This is a genomic window from Ruegeria sp. CDSA033, from assembly GCF_059612305.1.
This window is the reverse complement of the sequence record NZ_JBXWQI010000002.1, coordinates 232,248-245,815: the sequence shown is the minus strand read 5'-3', so window position 1 is coordinate 245,815 and position 13,568 is coordinate 232,248. Positions and strand designations below refer to the sequence as shown.

Genomic DNA, 13,568 nt, shown 5'->3' with positions numbered 1-13,568 from the left:
TGCGTTGGTCTCGCTTGAGGCCGAGTCTGATACGCCGCAGCTTAGCGGTCAAGCGCAGGTTGCGGATAGGGCGGTGTCCAATCTGTTGACGGCGTATTCACACGGATCAGCGAAGGAGACGGGTCGAACAGGACAATGTGGCTGAGTTCGGGGCGCGAGCGTGAGCTGTATAGCAACCCGTCAGCGCCTGCGTCACGCGCGCGGTCCGAGAACGTCCATGTCGGCGAGGTGCCCTGCTTGGCGTGAATGTCCTGCCAAACGACCGATGCCTTGCGCTGTCCACGTAAGTCGACCAGTTTTGCGCCTGTCACGGTTGCCCGCTGTAAGACCCGTGGTGGATCGCCCGCCGAAACATATCTTCGAATAGCGACCCCAGCACCTTCTGCGCTGAGCGAGGCGTAAAACGCCGTCTGCCCCGAGTAATGAAAACGCCCCTCTGGCGCCCGAGCAGGGGCCAAAGGGGCGTCCAATTGCGTCAGAAAAAGAATTCTCCAGACCGGGCCAGAGAATTCCAGCATCAGATCAATCCTGTTCGGCCAGGAAACGCTCGGCATCCAGCGCGGCCATGCATCCCATGCCGGCGCTGGTCACAGCCTGCCGGTAGATATGGTCCGTCAGATCCCCGGCGGCAAATACACCCGGCACCGAGGTCTCGGTCGAACCTGGCTTGGTCACGACATAGCCGCCCATATGGCTTTCCAGTGAGTCCTTGACCAGTTCATTGGCAGGTGCGTGTCCGATCGCGACAAAAACGCCTTTGCAGGGGATCTCGGTAATCTCGCCGGTCTTCACGTTTTTGACCCGCACACCTTCGACACCCAGCGGGGCATCGGTGCCGGTCACTTCTTCCAACTCGTGGAACCACAGGGGTTCGATTTTTTCATGCTTCAGCAGCCGGTCCTGCAGGATCTTTTCCGCGCGCAGCTCATCACGACGATGGATCAAAGTGACCTTGCTGGCAAAATTGGTCAGAAACAGCGCCTCTTCTACGGCGGTGTTGCCGCCACCGATGACCACGATTTCCTGTCCGCGATAAAAGAAGCCGTCGCAGGTCGCGCAAGCGGAAACGCCAAAGCCCTTAAATTTCTCTTCCGACGGCAGGCCCAGCCATTTGGCGCGCGCGCCGGTGGCCAGAATGACGGCATCTGCTGTGTAAACAGTGCCGCTGTCGCCGGTTGCGGTGAACGGGCGTTTGCTGAGGTCCAGATCGTTGATGATGTCACCGATGATTTCACAGCCCATCGCCTTGGCATGGTCCTGCATACGCACCATCAGGTCGGGGCCTTGAACCTCGGTGTCTCCGGGCCAGTTTTCGACCTCGGTCGTTGTGGTCAGCTGGCCGCCCGGCTCGATGCCCTGAACCAGAATCGGCTCCAGCATCGCGCGGCTTGCATAAACGCCGGCCGTGTAACCGGCCGGTCCCGATCCGATGATCAGAACCCTGGTGTGTCGTGTTTCGGCCATAGTACCCCCAACTCGATCTGCCTGATTGGGGCGCGTGGCCCCTGACGGATGGATATAGCGAGCGTCGCGCAGGGCTTAAACCCCCAACCTTTTGACAGGCAGTCATGCATTTGCGGCAAGGTGCCCAAAAAAAGAACATTGAAAATATAGAATATTGCGCAGGTGCGAAAGATAATTGCGCATTGGTCGGGTGCTGATATAACAACCGAAAAATTAGGAGCATTTCATGGTCGCGATACGGCTGGATGAGATTGACCGCAAGATTTTGGCAGAATTGCAGGCAGACGGTCGCATGACCAATGTCGAGTTGGCAAAACGCGTAGGTATTTCAGCGCCGCCTTGCCTGCGGCGCGTGCGTACGTTGGAAGAATCCGGGCTTATTCGCGGCTACCATGCCGATGTGAACTCACGCGAGTTGGGGTTCGAGGTTCAGGTCTTTGCCATGGTGGGGTTGGAAAGCCAGGCCGAATCCGAACTTAACGCATTTGAGGAACGCTGCCGCGAATGGCCGCTGGTTCGGGAATGCCACATGTTGAACGGCGAGGTGGACTTTATCCTGAAATGCGTCGCCCCCGACCTGAGCAGTTTTCAGCAGTTTCTGACGGGCGAGCTGCTGACTACGCCCAATGTAGCCAGCGTAAAAACATCGCTGGTTATTCGCGGCGCCAAGGACGAACCCGGCGTTCCCTTCGACGTTCTGGAAGAACGAATGAACCGGACGGCGTGAACATCATTCGCTTTTGATGCGATTTTGACGGCGGCAGAAATGCTGCGACCGTCAATGATAGAACCCAACTAATTATCAGCTGCATAATGCCCCCACACTGCAGTTAGTTTTTTGTTTTCAGGCCGTAAGCGCATCTATCTCACCGTCTCCGGCGCGTGGCAAAACCAGCGGGCCAAAATCGCTCAGCGATTCGATATGCGCAAACAAGTTCAGGTAGATCGATCTGAGCGATTGGCTAACCTGGCGTGCGGCATTGACTCCTGGATGGTATGATTCGAATTGCAGGCCATCGACCTTGATGACCGAATGACGTTTCAGGCAGATGTGAAACAGCTCAATCGGGGTCGGCGGCAATGTTTCGATCACGCTCATACCGTCCTGGAATTCATGGACAGGGGTCAGAATTTCGGCCCCGTCGTGTAAATGGCGCAGATGCGCAGGTGTGCCCAGCAGACGTGCTGCGGGTCCCGCGATTACGCCGGACAGCGGCTTTTGCATTCCAAATGTATCGGCCATGATCCGAGTTAGCGGGCGTGTTCGACCACGCGAATCCTCGCGTCCGGGAATCAGGGTCACCGACCCCTTCCACAACACGGTCTGCAGCGCGCCATCCTGTGTCAGAACCAAGTCGCCCGGCAGCAGATCTTCGATCGCCAATGGGCCGTTTTCGGTTTCCACCAGGGATCCGCGTGTAAAGGCACAAAAGGCGTCTTCGAACATGGGCAATGCCGGAGCGATGTGGCGCGTTTGCGAAACATCTCCGTTTGGCATCAAGGTACTGACCTCATAGCGCCGCAACTGGGCCTTTGGTCTTGCGTTTGTCCTCGGAATTTCGCGCAGCATGGCCGAAGTTTCGACCGCGTTTCTGGCTGCGCGCGTCAAGGAATGTGGAATTGTCATTTTCATTCCGTCCCCTCTAAAATACCGTTCAGACGGGTAAAGCCCTCCGTACAGGGCAACCTGACCGGCGTTTTCTTTGTCTTTAGAGAGATGGCGACCACAGGTCGCGCGCCTTTAAGGCGTCGCAATGCGATGGATTTACATTTTTCTTTGGTCAACACGCTGACCCCCCAGACAAACTCATTAAAACGCAGGCGGAAATTACCTGCGCACACACACCCCTAAACATCGCCGCTGGAAATTTCAGCGGTTAGTCACACATCGGCCCGGAGCACCCCTCCGATGTGCGTCTTGACCCTTGGAACCGGCAGCATGGTTCCTTGGGCTTTTGGTCAGCGTTGGCGTGCCAAGCGGCGCGCGACCCTGACCGAAGAACTGGAAACCCGTTTCCACGGCATTTCCGGTGCCTGTTCTCGCGTGGCCGCAACAACGGCACTGAGAAAACGAGATTTAACCTTCATGTTATTGTTCCTGCTCGTGCCGGGGCAGCTACCCCGGGTTCCTGTGTAGGATCAGTGTGACGCGTCAATGCGGCACCGATAAGGCTGACTCAGGATTTAAACAGTAAAGTCGAAGGTCGGCAGATCCCCTTATTTTGGAATGCCTCACACCGCGGGATAATCGTTTGATAAACACCTGAGTGCGGACAATAAAAGTCAAAATGTCTCGACTCAAACAGACACAATAAATATGGCGAAAAAGCGGCAATTTCGCCATATTTTGGGCGTGCTCTATAATTTAATGGCGGAAATCAGGCGGCCGTAATCGGCCTCTTTCGCGTGGGTTGAGCGGCGGTAGGAATAGAATCTGTCCGGGTCTGAATAGGTGCAGTGCCGCGTCCATTCCGCCTGACCCACCCCGGCTTGCCGCAATCTGTGCAGACCAAAGGCGGGCAGGTCGAACTGCAGCCGATCCCCATTGCCATTTGCAAAGAACCTGAGGTTTTCGGGCGAATCCGCAGCGAATTCATCCAGGAAATCTGGGCCGACCTCATAGGCGCCTTGTGAAATAGTAGGACCAATGACTGCGACGGTATTTTCCCGCTGCGCGCCCAATGCCTCCATTGCGTCCAGGGTTGCCTCCAATACACCGTCCAAAGCACCGCGCCACCCGGCATGCGCAGCCCCGATCACATTCGCGTCAGAATCGGCAAACAGGACCGGTTGGCAATCCGCTGTCAGAATCGTCAGTGCCAGTCCCGGGGTTGCGGTGACAACGGCATCTGCTTTGGGTTTGTCGCCGTTTATCGGAGCGTCCACCGTCAGAACGGTTGGGGAATGCACTTGATGCACGCCGACCAATGCGTCCGGGCTGACCTCCATAGCGGCGGCCACGCGCTGGCGGTTCACTGCCACCGCTTCGGTTTGGTCAGACGAGCCATAGCCGCAATTCAATCCCGCGAATATTCCGGAAGACGCACCGCCCCGACGGCTGAAGAACCCGTGGCGGACCGGCGATAGGACGTCCGAGGTCAGAATTTCCAATGTCATGGTTCCAGTCCCGGTGGAGGTGCAGCATAAGAAGGATAGAGGCCCAGTACTTTGAACAGATTTCCCATTTCCTCGGGATGCGTCAACCGGCGATGTGCAGCAATGAGCGTCTCAAGCTCAGTCCCGCCGAGTGGCGCAGCCAGCGCCTGCGCGCGGGCCGTGATGCCCAACCGTTCCAGAAACATGCCCTGGGGTGTCAGCTTTGTATGGGCGCAACCGGCGGCGCGCGCGGCAATAGCAAGGGGTTCGAAATCTACATGCGCGGTCAGATCCGCCTGGCCCGGAGCTTGCAGGGGATCAACACGTTCGTGTGATTGCAAAGCTTGAAACGTGTCGCCCAGCGAATGCCAGTCACCGTAATCCACGATCAGACCCGCCCCGCCATAAGTGGCGATCCGCCCAGCGATCACGGTCAGGATCGGAATTGCGGCCGTGCAAAGTTCAACCAGATCGCCATCTTGGGTGTCGATCATGCGATCCGTTAGCGCGACCTGAGCTGTGTTCGGCCCCAGTCCATACGTCAGCGATTCGCCCTGCACACCGATCAGACGTTCGCACCAGCCATCGCCGTCACGTATGAATTGGCGGACTGGCAGGGCATCAAAAAATTCGTTCGCCACCAGAAACAGGGGTGCATCGGGGAGGTCTGTGAGCATATCGATCCAACGCGGGTTGTGACCGCTCAGCGATTGCGCCTGTCTGTCCCGCAGGGCAGGGGAGGCTTCGAACAAAACAATTTCTGCGGCCTCGTGAAACCCGGATACGCTGCTGGTTGCGCGCAGGATATCCGCCATCAGGGTGCCGCGACCCGGTCCCAACTCTGCTAGAATGAATCTGTCCGGCTTGTCCTGATCCATCCAGCTTTGCGCCAGTGCAAGCCCGATCATTTCTCCGAACATCTGGCTGATTTCCGGGGCGGTGGTGAAATCCCCCTGCGCGCCCAGCGGATCACGAGTGGTGTAGTATCCAAACTTGGGGTTCAGCAGGCATTCAGTCATGAAATCGGCCACGCTCATCGGGCCATTCAGCGCAATTTGCGCCAGTAGGTGATCCTTAAGGTTCATTGAGTGCGTCGCGCGCGCAGCGCAAACCACAGGCCAAGCGCGATCATTGGCAGCGACAGCATTTGCCCCATGGTCAGGCCATAACCACCCACGTGCCATGCCAGCCCCAGCGGATTCCCGGCCGAGACAAACTGTGCGTCAGGCTGACGAAAGAACTCAACAATGAAACGCGAGGCACCATAACCTGCCAGAAATACACCCATCACCAGACCGGGCTTGTGAAACGCCCCACGTCGATAGGCCATCCACAGCAAAAGTGCGCCCAGCAACAAACCTTCCAGTGCGGCTTCATAAAGTTGTGAAGGGTGTCTGGCACACATCCCGGCTACAACACCCGGGCAGTCCTGTGCGGCACCACCTGGAAAGATCACCGCCCATGGAACGTCGCTGGGTCGCCCCCAAAGCTCGGCATTAGTGAAGTTCGCCAACCGCCCTAACAACAGCCCGGGCGGCACAGCATGTGCGATAAGATCAGCCAAAGACAATACCGGCAGCTGGTAACGCCGAGCATAGAGATAGGACGCAACGACAACCCCCAGCAGACCACCATGGAAGGCCATGCCGCCCTGCCAGATCATCAAAATCTCTAGTGGATGCGATAAGTAATAGGCCGGTTGATAAAACAGAACGAACCCCAGTCGCCCGCCGAGAATCACGCCGAGGATGATCCAGGTGATCAGATCCTCAAGTTGCTGCGGCTTCATCGGTGGTGTCTGATCAGGCCAAAGGGCCGGGCGCTTCAGCGCCGCAGTACCCAATCGCCATGCGATCAGAATACCGGCAATATAGGCCAGTGCGTACCATCTAAGTGCGAACTCCATCCCGAACAGCGAGATCGAGAAAACTTCGGGCGAAAGGTCGGGGAAATTCAGAACAGCCTGCATGTGCGTCTCATTGCCCGGGGTTAGCAGGGCAAGTCAACCTTGAGCCCGGGCCATTCTTTACCCATATAGAGACCAACCGCGATACCGGAGTAAAGCCATGCAAACCCGTAACAAGATTCTTGATGACGTTTCCCAACTGATGACCAACGCCATGGGCGTGGCCCAAGGCGCGAAGGACGAGGCCGAAAACGCGATGAAGTCGATGATCGACCGCTGGCTGGCCGACCGCGATTTCGTCACGCGCGAAGAGTTTGATGCTGTGCGGGCCATGGCCCAGAAAGCGCGCGAAGAGAACGCAGCGCTTGAGGCGCGTATTGCGGAGCTTGAAGCCAAGCTGGATAAATAAGTTCCGCACACTCGAGATTTTGAAAAAAGAAAGCCGCCGCGCAATCCACGCCGGGATTGTGCGGTGTTGTGTATTCTGACGACTTGCCAAATTTAATCAAGACAAAGCTGGCGGTGGCACCAATATTTTGATCGCCGTTGCCGACTGTCCACAACTTATTGATGTTATCCCCAACAAATAGGGTTGCCAGAACCCTGCCCGCGGCGCACCATATCTAGTACAGGCAGACGGGGGAAGCCCGGCTTGTAGAGCAAGCAACTAGCGCTGGGGCGCTGCCAGCCCCTAAAAGGCTAGAGATTAGTGAGGTGGCATTATGGCCCTTTCCGAACAGTTTCTCGAAGAAGACCTTCATCCAATCGACATTGTTGAACATCTTGCCGAACACCATGACTGGGATTTCGACCGGATCGGGGATGATCAGATTGCCATGGCTGTCGAAGGACAGTGGCGCACCTATTCGATCACTTTGGCCTGGTCCAACTATGACGAAACGCTCCGCATGGTGTGTTCTTTCGAAATGGAGCCGCCTTCCGAGCGTGAAAACGTGCTTTATGAGCTGCTCAACAAGATGAATGATCAGTGCTGGGCCGGTGCATTTACGTATTGGGCCAATCAAAAGCTGATGGTTTACCGGTACGGTTTGGTTCTTGCGGGTGGCCAGATGGCCAGCCCGGAACAGATCGACACGATGATCACCGCCGCGGTTCTGAGCGCCGAGCGCTATTATCCCGCGATCCAACTGGTCACCTGGGGCAACCGCGATCCCGAGGATGCCATGCAGGTCGCCATTGCAGAGGCCTACGGCCGCGCGTAAAGATTTGCCCCAAACCGTATAAGGAGAGGGGCAATCATGGACATGTCACGCGTCGCCGAGCAGGGGCTGGTTCTTCTGGGGTGCGGCAAGATGGGTTCGGCCATGCTCGCCGGTTGGTTGGAGCATGGCCTTCCTACGTCAGCCGTCTGGGTGATCGACCCGTATCCTTCGGATTGGCTGAAGGCGCAAGGCGTCAATATCAACACTCCATTACCCGAGGCCCCGGCGGTCGTTTTGGTGGCCGTCAAGCCGCAGATGATGGGAGAGGCGCTGCCAGCGATCAAAGCACTGGGCGGAGGCGGCAGCCTGTTTGTGTCAGTCGCAGCGGGCACATCGATAGCTACCTTTGAAGCTTTGTTGGGTGAAGGCACCCCAATCGTGCGGGCGATGCCAAACACACCGGCTGCGATCCGGCAGGGGATCACAGCATTGATCGGCAATACAAACGCCTCAGACGCCGATATAGCCCTAACGGAAAACCTACTATCCGCAATTGGCGACACAGTTCGCCTTGAGAACGAGGCGCAGATGGACGCGGTGACCGGGCTTAGCGGTTCGGGTCCGGCTTACGTTTTCCACCTGATCGAAACGCTGGCAGCGGCAGGACAAGCACAGGGCTTGCCGCATGATCTCGCGATGAAGCTGGCCAAATCGACCGTGGCCGGGGCAGGGGCTTTGGCAATGGCGGCAGAGGAAGACCCCTCGCAATTGCGCGTCAACGTGACGTCGCCCAACGGTACGACGCAAGCCGCGCTTGAAGTGCTGATGCATGAGGAAGAAGGTTTCCCGGACCTGCTGCACCGCGCAGTCAAGGCCGCAACTGACCGATCCAAGGAGCTGTCCCGTGAGTGAGATTTCATTCGATGATTTTATGAAAGTCGACATCCGCGTCGGCAAGGTCATCCGGGCAGAACCCTATCCCGAGGCTCGCAAGCCCGCGATCAAGATGTGGATCGACTTTGGGGACGAAATTGGCGAGCGCAGAACCTCGGCCCAGATAACGGCGCATTACGATCCGGCGACGTTGGTGGGCAAGCAGGTGATGGCCGTTGTCAATTTCCCACCGCGCCAGATCGGCAAGTTCATGTCCGAGGTTCTGGTGCTGGGCCTGCCCGACGACAAGGGCGAGATCGTTCTGATCGGCCCGGATGGCGAGGTTCCAACCGGTGGACGGATGCACTGATGAAACTTTTGATCGCACGCCCTATGACCGCCGCTGTCGAGGCGCGCGCCCGCGCCGAATTCGACGTCGAGATCCGCAGCAGCACGTTGCCAATGTCGCCCGACGAAATGCGGCGCGCATTGGCTGAATTTGATGTGGTCGTGCCCACCCTGGGCGATCAGTTTTCGACCACAATTTTCTCCGAAGTGCCGCAACCGCGTTGCAAACTGCTGGCCAATTTCGGTGTAGGGTACAATCATATCGACGTCGCTGCCGCGCAGGCCTCAGGGGTTCAGGTCACTAACACCCCCGGTGCGGTTACCGATGCCACTGCTGACATCGCGATGACCTTGCTGTTGTCGACCGCGCGCCGCGCGGGCGAGGGGGAACGGCTGGTCCGTTCGGGCAACTGGCAAGGCTGGCATCCGACTCAAATGCTGGGTCATCACGTGACCGGCAAACGTGTTGGGATCGTCGGGATGGGCCGTATTGGCCAAGCGATTGCGTGGCGTTGCCATTTTGGTTTCGGGATGGACGTGGCGTACCAGTCGCGCAGCCCGAAAGAGGTGGAATTTCCCGCAGAAAACATACCGGACCTGAAAGAACTGGCCGCTGCGGTCGATTTCCTGGTGCTCGCCGTGCCCGGCGGTACGCAAACGCGCCACCTGATCAATGCGCCGGTGCTGGAGGCGATGAAACCTTCGGGCATCTTGATCAACATCGCGCGCGGAGAAGTTGTGGACGAATCCTCCCTGATCGCTGCCCTGCAATCCGGTCAGATCGCAGGCGCGGGCCTTGATGTGTATGAGTTCGAACCCACCGTTCCACAGGCCCTGCGCGATATGGAGAATGTGACGATACTGCCCCATCTTGGCACAGCGACCGAAGAGGTGCGCACCGATATGGGGCATATAGCGCTGGACAACGTTACGGCTTTCGTCGCGGGGCGATCTTTGCCGAACCCGGTCTAGCGCCCGACGGCCTCGCGCCAGTGTTTGCGGCACAGCGAAACATAAGTTTCATTGCCGCCGATCTGTACCTGCGCGCCTTCGGTAATGGCGTTGCCGTTTTCGTCCTGACGGATGACCATCGTGGCCTTGCGCCCACACTCGCAAATGGTCCGCACTTCGCGCATCTCGTCCGCCAGCGCGAGCAGGGCAGCGGAGCCGGGAAACAGGCAGCCCTGAAAATCCACGCGCAAGCCATAGGCAAGGACAGGCACCTGCAGGTCATCCACTGCGCGGGCCAATTGCCAGACTTGCTCTTCGGTCAAAAATTGCGCCTCATCAATAAAAACGCAGGTGATGTTCCCTTTTTTCAGGCGCTGTTCAATCATCGCGAACACGTCGGTTCCGGCGGCGAACGTGTCCGCATCAGCCGATATGCCGATCCGCGACGCAATCCTGCCAACACCGGCCCGGCCATCAAGGGCCGCGGTCATCAAATAGGTGTCCATCCCCCTCTCACGGTAATTGTGCGAGGCTTGCAGTAACACGGTCGATTTTCCCGCGTTCATCGTCGAATAATTAAAGTATAGTTTTGCCATGGGTCGGGTCTAAAACGCCTGCTTTGATCGGGCAAGCCATCAAGAGCTATAATAAGCGACGTCGCCGTTATTGTTGCAGAGGTCGAGCGTAAGCCCATTGGGGATGGATTCCCCCGCCTCAACAACAGCGACGCCGTCGGCCAACATGCGGCCTAACCGTAGCAGGACAAGAATACCGACCCGCAATCACTCATTACTGGCATTAAATGCCGCCACTCACTCACAAAACCCCCGCATATCTGAGGGATAGCCAACATATGACATTTCAATTATGAATCGAGTATGGGAAATTTCTTTTCCCTTTCCCCCACAATGGCAGATTTAGTGGGGCGTGCAGGCAGTAAGGGTAAAAACATGGCAGATATCGGGGCCTACCTGAAAAAACACACTGAAGCGCTGGTTAAAGACGTGGGAATCGAATCCGCGTGCGAGATTACCGGCAAATCCAAAGCCACGTTGGGCCGTTATTATTCTGACAATGTCGAACATACCGATCGGTTCATGCCGGTCGATGCGGTGGCGCGGCTTGAGGCAGTGGCAAACTTCCCTCACGTCACCTCGGCGCTGGCCGATCTGAAGAACATCACCCTGTCCTATGACGGGCGCAATGACGACAGCCCCCGTACTGGCGGAGTGAATTCCGACGTCATCGCGCTGAGCCAGCGGTTTGCGATGCTGATGACCGAATATCAATCGGCGATCGAGGACGGCATCATCACGGTGAACGAAGCCAAGCGTCTTCTGAGGGAAACCAGCCAGCTGCAACAGGTCCTGCTGGATATGAAGCTGCATCTGGAAGAGGAAAGCGTGAGCTGACGGCGGTTTACTATCTACTCGCTACGGTCAATTGCCCCTCGAATGGGGATCAGGCGACAAGCTATGTTTAATTTCCATACGCCCAAGCTTCCTAAACCTCTGAATCTTGACCTTGCCTTGCTGAACGGCGGCGGGTCATGCCCGAGCCAGTTCTATGGCCAAACTCATGACGAACGGGATGTTTATGTTCGCTACCGAGGCGGTCGGCTGAGCGTTCAGATTGCTGAAAAACCCGGTGCCGACCCCGCCAGCGCCGAACCGATTCTTGAGGCGGATGTTGGCCCGATCTTAGACGGGACGATTTCGCTGAGGCATTTCTGCCACTATTTTGGTGTCACTGTTCGGGGTGTTCTACCCACGGAATCCAGCCCTGATGCAGACAGAAACACTGACTTGTCCGGCGAAACAACTTACTTTCGAGCTTACTTGGATCGGATCACGCTCGAAACGTCTCGGGTAATTTTGAAGGTCTGTACGCAGGCTTTTCCGAAGGCGATTTTGGTGCGTCCGGTCTTGGATGAAAAGTTCAAGCTGAAAGAGTTGGCCGAAGTGACCGCGGACGTGACCGATGACGCTGTCTGGCTAATTGATGGCGCAACGAGCGTTGCTGACATCAAAACAAGTCCCGGCCGCTACGTTTTGCCAAATGAGGGGCAACTCCAGATCTATTTGGGATCCGAACTTTGGAAATGGCCCCGCCCCCGGAACTCGAGCAGAGGCTGTGAACTTGCCTCTCAAGATCTGGGACGAAAGCTGATTGTCGCTGGTTTAAGGGGAATGCCCAAAGATGAAGAAGTGGCGTTTTCCAGTTTTCACATTTCGACACAATTCCCGACGTCGGATATTGCTGCACGGCCCGGGTTGTCCGCACTAGGTGATGCGCTGAAAGCGGTATTGCCCGAAGCTGGTTTAAAGCAGGTCAATTTGGACACGGATCAGGTTGTAGCGACGTTCACTCGGCCACTAGACCCAGCCTTGTACCAATGGTGTAAGTCAGAGCCAAACCGTTGGTTGGAAGTAACACGCGAGAGCCGCGACGGCCCTTGGCTTGGTGTTTGCCCCGAGTGATCTCGGCATATCACCCGTGCCGCTTTACAATCACCGACCCAACCGAATACCCCGCACCGAACGAACAGATAAGGCCGACATCTCCGTCTGACAGGTCATCCGAATACTTGGAAAACGCGATGATGGACCCGGCCGAGGAGGTGTTGGCATAATCCTGCAGGATGTTGGGCTGTTCGCTTGCCTCGGGCTCGCGGCCCAGAACCTTTTTGCCGATGAAATCATTCATCGTCTTGTTGGCCTGATGCAGCCACAGGCGTTTCAGATCATCACTGTTCACGCCTTCCGAATCCATGTGATCCGAGATGTGCTTGCTGACCATCGGCAGCACTTCTTTGAAGACTTTGCGTCCGTTCTGCATGAACTGCATGTCACGACGATCGACCACCCCGTCAGGGCGTGAACGGCGCAGGAAGCCGTTGTTGTTGCGGATATTGTTCGAGAATTCGGTCGCGCAACGAGTCGACAGAATTTCGAAATGCGGACCCTTCGCGTCTTCGACCCGCTCGATCAAAGTGGCGGTGGCCACGTCGCCAAAGATGAAATGACAATCGCGGTCGCGCCATTCCAGATGGCCTGAACAAATCTCGGGGTTCACCACCAATGCGGCACGGACCGAGCCAGAGCGAACCATGTCTGCGGCGGCCTGAATCCCGAAAGTTGCCGAAGAACAGGCGACATTCATATCAAACCCGAACCCGTTGATTCCAAGCGCTTGCTGGATTTCGATCGCGACGGCGGGATAGGCGCGTTCGTGGTTAGACGCGGCGCAGATCACCAGATCGACGTCCTCGGCGCTGCGCCCGGCCTGTTCCAGTGCCTTTTTACATGCGTCCACGGCCATCTCGGTCATGATGCCCGGTTCGTCATCGCCACGTTGACGCAACAAGGGATGCATCACGTCAGGGTCCAGAACACCGTCCTTGTCCATCACGTAGCGTTTCTCGATGCCCGAGGCCTTGAAGATGAATTCTTCTGACGAATGCTGCATCGGCTCAATCTCACCCGCCGCGATTGCGTCTGCGTTTTGGGCGTTCATCTTGTCGGCATAGGCGTTGAAGGCCGTGACAAGTTCGGCGTTGGTGATGACGTTTTCGGGGGTGAAAACACCTGAGCCGGTGATCGCGGGCGTGTACATGATAAGACCTGAATGTTTCGGATTCGCCCAAAATGCAGTCATACAAGGGTTAGATCAAGAGACGTTGACCCAAGGGAATGTCAAAGTTTGTGCTGAAATCCACTTCACATCTTGAATAGTTCATTTTTCGAAGTATATGCGAGACCAAAGTT

The 13,568-nt window shown here is 56.9% G+C and carries 17 protein-coding genes; 9 read left to right on the top strand and 8 right to left on the bottom strand.

The features are described 5' to 3' along the window. Window positions 1-41: 41 nt before the first annotated feature. Window positions 42-518 (bottom strand): RES family NAD+ phosphorylase, encoded by a 477-nt coding sequence (locus AC2FLA_RS04505; protein WP_282118986.1) that lies wholly within the window; start codon window positions 516-518, stop codon window positions 42-44. Window positions 519-522: 4 nt separating this feature from the next. Further along, window positions 523-1,464 carry a thioredoxin-disulfide reductase gene (gene trxB, locus AC2FLA_RS04500; protein ID WP_282118987.1) on the bottom strand — a complete coding sequence of 314 codons (942 nt, stop codon included), beginning with the start codon at window positions 1,462-1,464 and terminating at the stop codon, window positions 523-525. 226 nt (window positions 1,465-1,690) lie between these two features. Between trxB and AC2FLA_RS04495 the strand changes: the two genes are divergently transcribed. Further along, window positions 1,691-2,191 carry an Lrp/AsnC family transcriptional regulator gene (locus tag AC2FLA_RS04495; RefSeq protein WP_058275538.1) on the top strand — a complete coding sequence of 167 codons (501 nt, stop codon included), beginning with the start codon at window positions 1,691-1,693 and terminating at the stop codon, window positions 2,189-2,191. Window positions 2,192-2,308: 117 nt separating this feature from the next. Here the strand turns inward: AC2FLA_RS04495 and AC2FLA_RS04490 are convergent, their stop codons facing one another. Continuing rightward, a complete protein-coding gene (locus AC2FLA_RS04490; RefSeq protein WP_282169096.1) occupies window positions 2,309-3,091 on the bottom strand; it encodes a Hint domain-containing protein in 783 nt (260 codons plus the stop codon). Window positions 3,092-3,373: 282 nt separating this feature from the next. Between AC2FLA_RS04490 and AC2FLA_RS04485 the strand changes: the two genes are divergently transcribed. Next, entirely contained in the window at window positions 3,374-3,601 is a 228-nt protein-coding gene (locus AC2FLA_RS04485; protein ID WP_496720818.1) for a hypothetical protein, read from the top strand. 221 nt (window positions 3,602-3,822) lie between these two features. On the opposite strand, the gene pgeF is transcribed toward AC2FLA_RS04485, so the two are convergent. The 3 genes from pgeF to lgt are packed head-to-tail and all read right to left on the bottom strand — an operon-like array spanning window position 3,823 to window position 6,529. Continuing rightward, entirely contained in the window at window positions 3,823-4,581 is a 759-nt protein-coding gene (pgeF, locus tag AC2FLA_RS04480) for a peptidoglycan editing factor PgeF (protein WP_496720816.1), read from the bottom strand. Beyond that, entirely contained in the window at window positions 4,578-5,645 is a 1,068-nt protein-coding gene (locus AC2FLA_RS04475; protein ID WP_496720814.1) for a class I SAM-dependent methyltransferase, read from the bottom strand. Before AC2FLA_RS04475 ends, pgeF begins: the two co-directional genes overlap by 4 nt. Next, window positions 5,642-6,529: a prolipoprotein diacylglyceryl transferase gene (gene lgt / locus AC2FLA_RS04470; RefSeq protein WP_496720812.1), complete on the bottom strand. Its 888-nt coding sequence runs from the start codon at window positions 6,527-6,529 to the stop codon at window positions 5,642-5,644. Before lgt ends, AC2FLA_RS04475 begins: the two co-directional genes overlap by 4 nt. A 97-nt stretch (window positions 6,530-6,626) precedes the next feature. Here lgt and AC2FLA_RS04465 point away from each other — a divergent pair, with 97 nt between their 5' ends. The 5 genes from AC2FLA_RS04465 to AC2FLA_RS04445 all read left to right on the top strand — a co-directional run bounded on the left by AC2FLA_RS04465 (window position 6,627) and on the right by AC2FLA_RS04445 (window position 9,822). Then, window positions 6,627-6,875, top strand: a complete 249-nt coding sequence (locus tag AC2FLA_RS04465; protein ID WP_496720810.1) for an accessory factor UbiK family protein — start codon at window positions 6,627-6,629, stop codon at window positions 6,873-6,875. Between the two features lie 313 nt (window positions 6,876-7,188). Then, complete coding sequence (locus AC2FLA_RS04460) at window positions 7,189-7,689, top strand: type III secretion system chaperone family protein (RefSeq protein ID WP_058275545.1); 501 nt, start codon at window positions 7,189-7,191, stop codon at window positions 7,687-7,689. A gap of 36 nt (window positions 7,690-7,725) precedes the next feature. Then, a complete protein-coding gene (proC, locus tag AC2FLA_RS04455) occupies window positions 7,726-8,541 on the top strand; it encodes a pyrroline-5-carboxylate reductase (protein ID WP_496720808.1) in 816 nt (271 codons plus the stop codon). Continuing rightward, window positions 8,534-8,872 (top strand): tRNA-binding protein, encoded by a 339-nt coding sequence (locus AC2FLA_RS04450; protein WP_496720806.1) that lies wholly within the window; start codon window positions 8,534-8,536, stop codon window positions 8,870-8,872. The genes proC and AC2FLA_RS04450 overlap by 8 nt, the downstream gene beginning before the upstream one ends. Next, window positions 8,872-9,822, top strand: coding sequence for a 2-hydroxyacid dehydrogenase (locus AC2FLA_RS04445; RefSeq protein WP_496720804.1), 951 nt, complete (start codon window positions 8,872-8,874; stop codon window positions 9,820-9,822). Before AC2FLA_RS04450 ends, AC2FLA_RS04445 begins: the two co-directional genes overlap by 1 nt. Here the strand turns inward: AC2FLA_RS04445 and AC2FLA_RS04440 are convergent. Continuing rightward, entirely contained in the window at window positions 9,819-10,397 is a 579-nt protein-coding gene (locus tag AC2FLA_RS04440; protein ID WP_496720802.1) for a thymidine kinase, read from the bottom strand. The genes AC2FLA_RS04445 and AC2FLA_RS04440 overlap by 4 nt on opposite strands. Before the next feature lie 354 nt (window positions 10,398-10,751). Between AC2FLA_RS04440 and AC2FLA_RS04435 the strand changes: the two genes are divergently transcribed. Both AC2FLA_RS04435 and AC2FLA_RS04430 read left to right on the top strand, forming a co-directional pair. Continuing rightward, window positions 10,752-11,213 carry a hypothetical protein gene (locus tag AC2FLA_RS04435; RefSeq protein WP_058275729.1) on the top strand — a complete coding sequence of 154 codons (462 nt, stop codon included), beginning with the start codon at window positions 10,752-10,754 and terminating at the stop codon, window positions 11,211-11,213. A 63-nt stretch (window positions 11,214-11,276) separates the two neighbouring features. Beyond that, complete coding sequence (locus tag AC2FLA_RS04430) at window positions 11,277-12,281, top strand: hypothetical protein (RefSeq protein ID WP_496720800.1); 1,005 nt, start codon at window positions 11,277-11,279, stop codon at window positions 12,279-12,281. Between the two features lie 10 nt (window positions 12,282-12,291). Here AC2FLA_RS04430 and AC2FLA_RS04425 read toward each other — a convergent pair whose 3' ends face one another. Then, complete coding sequence (locus tag AC2FLA_RS04425; protein ID WP_496720798.1) at window positions 12,292-13,416, bottom strand: beta-ketoacyl-ACP synthase III; 1,125 nt, start codon at window positions 13,414-13,416, stop codon at window positions 12,292-12,294. Between the last annotated feature and the right edge of the window lie 152 nt (window positions 13,417-13,568).

Coding starts and splice junctions, on each gene's coding strand:
- AC2FLA_RS04505 (WP_282118986.1), bottom strand. CDS start 518: ATGCTGGAATTCTCTGGCCCGGTCTGGAGAATTCTTTTTCTGACGCAA.
- trxB (WP_282118987.1), bottom strand. CDS start 1,464: ATGGCCGAAACACGACACACCAGGGTTCTGATCATCGGATCGGGACCG.
- AC2FLA_RS04495 (WP_058275538.1), top strand. CDS start 1,691: ATGGTCGCGATACGGCTGGATGAGATTGACCGCAAGATTTTGGCAGAA.
- AC2FLA_RS04490 (WP_282169096.1), bottom strand. CDS start 3,091: ATGACAATTCCACATTCCTTGACGCGCGCAGCCAGAAACGCGGTCGAA.
- AC2FLA_RS04485 (WP_496720818.1), top strand. CDS start 3,374: ATGTGCGTCTTGACCCTTGGAACCGGCAGCATGGTTCCTTGGGCTTTT.
- pgeF (WP_496720816.1), bottom strand. CDS start 4,581: ATGACATTGGAAATTCTGACCTCGGACGTCCTATCGCCGGTCCGCCAC.
- AC2FLA_RS04475 (WP_496720814.1), bottom strand. CDS start 5,645: ATGAACCTTAAGGATCACCTACTGGCGCAAATTGCGCTGAATGGCCCG.
- lgt (WP_496720812.1), bottom strand. CDS start 6,529: ATGCAGGCTGTTCTGAATTTCCCCGACCTTTCGCCCGAAGTTTTCTCG.
- AC2FLA_RS04465 (WP_496720810.1), top strand. CDS start 6,627: ATGCAAACCCGTAACAAGATTCTTGATGACGTTTCCCAACTGATGACC.
- AC2FLA_RS04460 (WP_058275545.1), top strand. CDS start 7,189: ATGGCCCTTTCCGAACAGTTTCTCGAAGAAGACCTTCATCCAATCGAC.
- proC (WP_496720808.1), top strand. CDS start 7,726: ATGGACATGTCACGCGTCGCCGAGCAGGGGCTGGTTCTTCTGGGGTGC.
- AC2FLA_RS04445 (WP_496720804.1), top strand. CDS start 8,872: ATGAAACTTTTGATCGCACGCCCTATGACCGCCGCTGTCGAGGCGCGC.
- AC2FLA_RS04440 (WP_496720802.1), bottom strand. CDS start 10,397: ATGGCAAAACTATACTTTAATTATTCGACGATGAACGCGGGAAAATCG.
- AC2FLA_RS04435 (WP_058275729.1), top strand. CDS start 10,752: ATGGCAGATATCGGGGCCTACCTGAAAAAACACACTGAAGCGCTGGTT.
- AC2FLA_RS04430 (WP_496720800.1), top strand. CDS start 11,277: ATGTTTAATTTCCATACGCCCAAGCTTCCTAAACCTCTGAATCTTGAC.
- AC2FLA_RS04425 (WP_496720798.1), bottom strand. CDS start 13,416: ATGTACACGCCCGCGATCACCGGCTCAGGTGTTTTCACCCCCGAAAAC.